This is a genomic window from Paenibacillus aestuarii (assembly GCF_027789125.1).
GTDB classification, from domain to species: Bacteria; Bacillota; Bacilli; order Paenibacillales; family NBRC-103111; genus Paenibacillus_E; species Paenibacillus_E aestuarii.
Genome location: NZ_JAQFVF010000057.1, coordinates 1 through 5779, shown reverse-complemented (window position 1 = coordinate 5779; position 5779 = coordinate 1). Strand labels below are relative to the sequence as shown.

The 5779-nt window shown below is 43.1% G+C and carries 3 protein-coding genes and 2 pseudogenes; 2 read left to right on the top strand and 3 right to left on the bottom strand.

Annotated elements, in window-relative coordinates:
* The 3 genes from O9139_RS22230 to O9139_RS22220 all read right to left on the bottom strand — a co-directional run.
* Positions 1–939: IS110 family transposase (locus O9139_RS22230; RefSeq protein WP_270881616.1), on the bottom strand; the 939-nt coding region annotated here is incomplete at its 3' end.
* 193 nt (positions 940–1132) lie between these two features.
* Positions 1133–2320 carry an MFS transporter gene (locus O9139_RS22225; protein WP_270881615.1) on the bottom strand — a complete coding sequence of 396 codons (1188 nt, stop codon included), beginning with the start codon at positions 2318–2320 and terminating at the stop codon, positions 1133–1135.
* Positions 2320–3300: an aldo/keto reductase gene (locus O9139_RS22220; RefSeq protein ID WP_270881614.1), complete on the bottom strand. Its 981-nt coding sequence runs from the start codon at positions 3298–3300 to the stop codon at positions 2320–2322. Before O9139_RS22220 ends, O9139_RS22225 begins: the two co-directional genes overlap by 1 nt.
* A gap of 477 nt (positions 3301–3777) precedes the next feature.
* Here O9139_RS22220 and O9139_RS22215 point away from each other — a divergent pair.
* A pseudogene (locus O9139_RS22215) lies at positions 3778–4218 on the top strand (TetR-like C-terminal domain-containing protein); the annotation flags it as partial.
* Between the two features lie 357 nt (positions 4219–4575).
* A pseudogene (locus O9139_RS22210) lies at positions 4576–5779 on the top strand (IS3 family transposase); the annotation flags it as partial.

Here is a 5779-nt window from a genome sequence, read left to right as displayed (position 1 = left end):
ATCCCCTGCTTCACCAAGAATACCTGCAAGTGAAATCGCGTTAATCCCTTTAACAGCAAGCATTGATTTAGCAAAAGGAATGCGGTCTAAAACAGTAATAATCTCTGCCTCTACTATTTTAAGCTGCTCGCACGCAAGATCGTATTCGGCCAGAAGCTGCTTTAAATGAAGCTTGTACGCATATGTAGCTTGTTTAGAACCAACAGAATGACTAGCAAGAGCAATTAGTGCTAGAGCCTTTCTTTCGCCAGGCTGACGTTTCATTAGGGACTTCCATCCATATACCACATCTTGAGGCTCTAATTTCTTCATTTCTTCAGGTGTTGAAAAAAGTCGTAATGTGGCCAATGAGCCTTTGCACATAAGGTCTTTAAAGACTTGCCGCAACTCGGGAAACACAACGTCAACCCAACGATGGATTTGGTTTTTAGCACTAACGAGTCTCGTCACGACAGAGTCCCTGTTTGAGAGAAAGACTCGAAGTTCTTCAAAGGCTTCAGGAGTGTTGCGAGTGAATGAGTAGTAGCCGTTCTTAACCATGTCAGCGATGACCAGAGCATCCTTTTTGTCGCTCTTTGATGGCGTATTGTCGCGGTTTTCTTTATTCTTTTTTACAAGATGAGGATTAACGAGAACAACTTCATATTCACGCTCGGAGAGCCATTTAGAGACGTTTAGCCAGTAATGACCGGTAGGTTCCATGCCAACAATAGCCGAACTAAGGCTATGAGCTGCTTGCAGTGAATGAATCCATCGAAGAAGATTTTGAAATCCTTCTTCATCATTCGTAAAGGATATTGGATTACCGACCACGATTCCACGAAAATTAACTGCACGTGCGACATGTGCTTGTTGAGCGATGTCGATCCCGACAACGAGATGCTGAGCGGTAATTTTTTCAATGAGTTGATTTTGTTTGTTCTGAGCTTTAAACTTCATAGTAGAGCGTCCTCCTGGATGATGGGATTTTAAGGGCTATGACCCGTTGCGTACTCCCATCGTACCGAGGCGCTTGTTTTTTTGCAAAGCTTAAGATTAACGCTCTACAGGAATGCTAGCGTTCCCAGTTAGTTTAAACATCAAGCTTCCAAGTCAGGTAGTTTACTAGTCTACCGATTACATCATATAATTTTCAGTTGGATTCGACAGGAAGAGAGTCTTCATTCAGCGACTGTATTTTTTCTTTCGGCAAACGTCTCACAAAAAGTGTGAATAGAACCAAAGATACTGCAACGGCCACGGCACTTACAATGAATAATACTCGGTAGTTAGTGTGCTGAGAGACCCAACCCAGCAAGATAGCACCCAGCCCGATGCCAAGGTCGTTAGCGGTCGAAATTGTAGCATTGGCAACACCTTTACGATCCGGACGGGCAAGAAGTATCGTCGCCGATTGAAAAGCCGGCTGCGCGGAGCCAAAGCCAATTCCATATAGAACAGCCGAAATTAGCACCCCTATCAAACCGGTCGAGAGACTCAGGACAATCAAGGAGGAAATCGTGATGACAAGAGATGGTACAATAATAGCCATCTCGCCGTACCGATCGGACAGTTTTCCCGAAATGGGACGACTGAACGCGAGCGTTGCGGCAAAAGTCAGGAAAAATACGCCAGAATTTACTTGGATCGTGCCTGCGAAGAGCGGAACAAAAGTTGTAATACCGCCATAAGCGATAAACAGAAAAAAGACAGACATCGCAAGCGGCAGGACCGATTTTTCGTACAATTCGATTTGTCTTGCTCCCGGTTGCGGTTGGAAAGGCGCTTTTGAACCAAACGTCAGGATTAGCGCTGCCGCAGAGAGGACTACGGCAAATAAAAACAAAGTGCTGTAAGACTGGTGCTGTGTAATCGAAATACCAAACAGCGGGCCGACAGCCATAGCAAGGGTCATGGACGTGCTAAACCACCCCATTCCCTCACCGCGGCGAGCAGAGGGAATTACATCTGTAATCGACGTGATCATCGCGGTCGTGGAAAGAGCCCAGCTCAACCCATGTAAGATCCTAAGCCCAATCAGAACGAGGATTCCCCCTACCCAACCATACAAATACATCGCCAAGGTGAACAGAAGAATCCCCCAAACGATAAACGGATGCCTACCGAAGCGATCCAGGAGCCCGCCGACGAGTGGCCGGAAAAGAACGGCAGACAGCGCAAACGCCCCCATTGCCAGACCCACCTGAAATTCACTGGCACCCATCTGTTTGATGTATGGCGGCAACGTCGGATAAAGCATGTAAAAAGCGACAAATAGGAACAGGTTTCCTATCGTCATGAGAATAAATGGCTTCGTCCATAAGCGTTCTAAAGTGGTCATTATTGATGACCTACGATCCGATGAGGTACGTACGATTCTTCAAGCGATGCCATTTCGTCAGATGTTAACTTAACCGAAAGTGCAGCTTTCACATCCTCAAGATGCGATGTTTTTGTCGCACCGACGATGGGGGCGGTTACCGGTTCCTTCTGCAGCAGCCAGGCAAGTGCGATTTGGGCACGGGGAACACCGTATTTCTCTGCGATAACCGCAACCTTATCGATGATTAATCGATCGGTATCCGCAGTCGCATCGTACTTCAGTTTCACAATTTGATCGGTTTCCGAACGATTTGTTTTTTCTTGCGGATCTTTTGTCAATCTTCCTCCTGCTAGTGGGCTGTAGGGAATCACACCGATTTTTTCAGCCTTACAGAGCGGTAGCATCTCTCTCTCTTCTTCACGGTAGATGAGGTTGTAATGATTCTGCATCGACACAAACCGGGTCCACCCATTTTTCTCGGCTGTGTGAAGGGCCTTCAAGAACTGCCATGCGTACATGGCGGATGCACCTATGTATCGTGCCTTCCCTGCCTTCACTACATCATGCATGGCTTCCATTGTCTCTTCTATAGGCGTATGGTAATCCCATCGGTGAATTTGGTATAGATCCACATAATCTGTTCCCAGACGCTTTAGGCTTTTATCAATCTCACTCATGATTGCCTTTCTAGATAGCCCGGCACCGTTTGGACCATCATGCATGCGTCCATTAACCTTTGTAGCAAGTACAATTTCATCACGGTTTGAGTATTCCTTTAAAGCTTTTCCAGTAAACTCTTCACTTGTTCCGGCTGAATAGACATTCGCCGTATCAAAAAAATTGACACCAATCTCCAAAGCTTGTTTAATGATTAGACGACTGCTCTCTTCATCAAGAACCCATTGATGTCCACCCTGCACGGCTACACCAAAGCCCATACAACCAAGACAAATCCGCGATACATCCAAACCAGTATTTCCGAGCTTCACATATTCCATTTGTCACCAACCTCATTTCTGATAATATGAACCAAGTTTAGTCATTGGAGTCATCTCCAAGTCAGTTCTAACGTGTTAACATGTAGGCCAAGTTCACATCGGCAGCAGCGTTTCTCCTCGATCAGTTGCAGGCAGGATAGAAAGTGAGTGCAGAAATTTTATTACGCTTTTTCGTAGTCAAGTCCAAATCAATTGTAACAATTGAAAATTCAATACATTTCTTGCTCCAATGATAGGTGCTTTGATTGCCTGATTGGACATCACCCAGGCAACTTCGATCATCCGATCATTTTTGTGCACCTATCAGTTCTCCTTCAGTTGACATTTTTATATAAATGAACGTGTGTCTATAATTATAATGAGTTACATAAAGTCCGCAATTGTTAAATGAGCGTGATCTGTTAAGTAATGAACAAATGCTTGATAATTGTTAATTATTTATGAAAGCTTGGTGATCCAAATTGGCTAAAGTAGTATCTTTCTGACAGGGCGAATGTGAGTCGCGGGACTATCTATCTTCATTATTTAGATAAATTTGATCTGTTAGATAAACTCATGGAAGAACATATAGACGTATTACGGGTTACATGCAGAGCGGCATCTGAATTGGCATATACTGAATCGAATCTAATTTGGACCGAATACTTTGAACGTCATTATTCATTCGTTTCTATGATGTTAGCAAGTAAAGGCGCTCCTTATTTTCGCGGTCGGTTTCTTGATTTTCTGATCGAAGAATTTAAGAATGAGGTCGATGTAAGCAAAGGAAAAAATGAGGGCTTAAATGAAGATCTTCTCGTTAGTTTTGTTGCATCTGCTTATGTTGGAGTAGTGGAATGGTGGTTTACGAATGAAAAGCCTGTCCCCCATCATGTCTTGGCAGAACAATTGGGGGCATTGCTAGAGAGAAATGCGTAAACGGTATCTTACATTCAAGCACGATCTTGGTGCTTGAGCTTTTTTTTTAGTTAATAAATTTTTTAGGAAGCATATATAACATCTGTCACCATGGTGCTCAGAACTGTAGAAGATCGTTCCTTCATCATTCCATACTGATCCCTGGGCTTTTCCATGCCTAAATGAATATACACTTGAACTAGGGAAAGGGATATCTTCTTGTACTGAACCTTCCACTTCCAGCCTTCATCATAGAGATGATCATAAAACATATTAAACACCACGCTAAACTGTCCGATAGCGTGGAGAAGGCAGTCGATCGCATTGTGAACTGCACCCCATTTGTTAGACACGACTAACAATGGAGGTGCAGTTTTTTTGCCTAATTTCAGTTTAGATGAGAAATTGAAGGCCATTCTTAAGTATCAGAATGGTACGGAAGGAATTAAAAGCGTTGCAAAATCATTAGGGATAAACCATGAAGTTTTACGTATGTGGGTTAGGCAATACGAATATCACGGGGTAAAAGCTTTTGAAAAGAGCTATACAGCTTACAGCATGTCATTTAAACTAGACGTACTCAACTATATGAACGAGCATGGGACGTCTCCAAATGAAGCTGCTGTCATTTTTAATATTTCCTCCCCTGGGATCATTAGAAAATGGCGCAATCAATTTAATGAAGATGGAAAGGACGCCCTGAAATCAAAGAAAAAGGGGCGCCCACTTATGACAAATAAGAAAGAGAACAATTCGAAAAAACTAGAACCTGCGGAGGGTTCAGTTGAAGCTCTGAAAGCAGAAATAGAACGTTTGCGTATGGAAAATACCTATCTAAAAAAGTTGAATGCCTTAGTTCAAAACAAGGAAAAATCACCAAACAAGACAAAGCACAAGTAGTCTATGAATTAAGGCTTGAATTCCCGGTGGTTGCATTGCTAGCGTTTGCTGACATCCCTCGTAGTACCTTTTACTACTGGGTAAAGCAGTTGAATAAGCCCGATCTAGACAAAGATCTAAAACTCCTTATTCGATCCATTTACATCGAACATCAAGGACGTTATGGCTATCGTCGTATCCGTGATGAACTATATAATCGGGGACATCGGGTTAATCATAAAAAAGTGCAGCGTATCATGAAAGAATTAGGCTTGAAATCAGTGGTGCGTATGAAGAAATATCGTTCCCATAAAGGAACAGTAGGTAAAATTGCACCTAACGTACTCAATCGTAATTTTCACGCGGAAAAACCAAATGAGAAATGGGTTACCGATATTACGGAATTTAAGCTATTTGGAGAAAAGCTGTACTTATCACCTGTTTTGGACTTGTTTAACGGTGAAATTATCACTTACACAGTAGGGCCCCGCCCTACTTATTCCTTAGTCTCTGAGATGCTAGATAAGGCCTTTAAACGCTTATCCGAAGAGGATGAACTCCTCCTACATTCGGATCAAGGCTGGCACTACCAGATGAAGCCGTATCAACATGCTTTGAAGAAACAAGGAATTACCCAAAGCATGTCACGCAAAGGAAATTGTTACGATAACGCGGTGATGGAGAACTTCTTTGGCATTATGAA

Coding starts and splice junctions, on each gene's coding strand:
- O9139_RS22225 (WP_270881615.1), bottom strand. CDS start 2,320: ATGACCACTTTAGAACGCTTATGGACGAAGCCATTTATTCTCATGACG.
- O9139_RS22220 (WP_270881614.1), bottom strand. CDS start 3,300: ATGGAATATGTGAAGCTCGGAAATACTGGTTTGGATGTATCGCGGATT.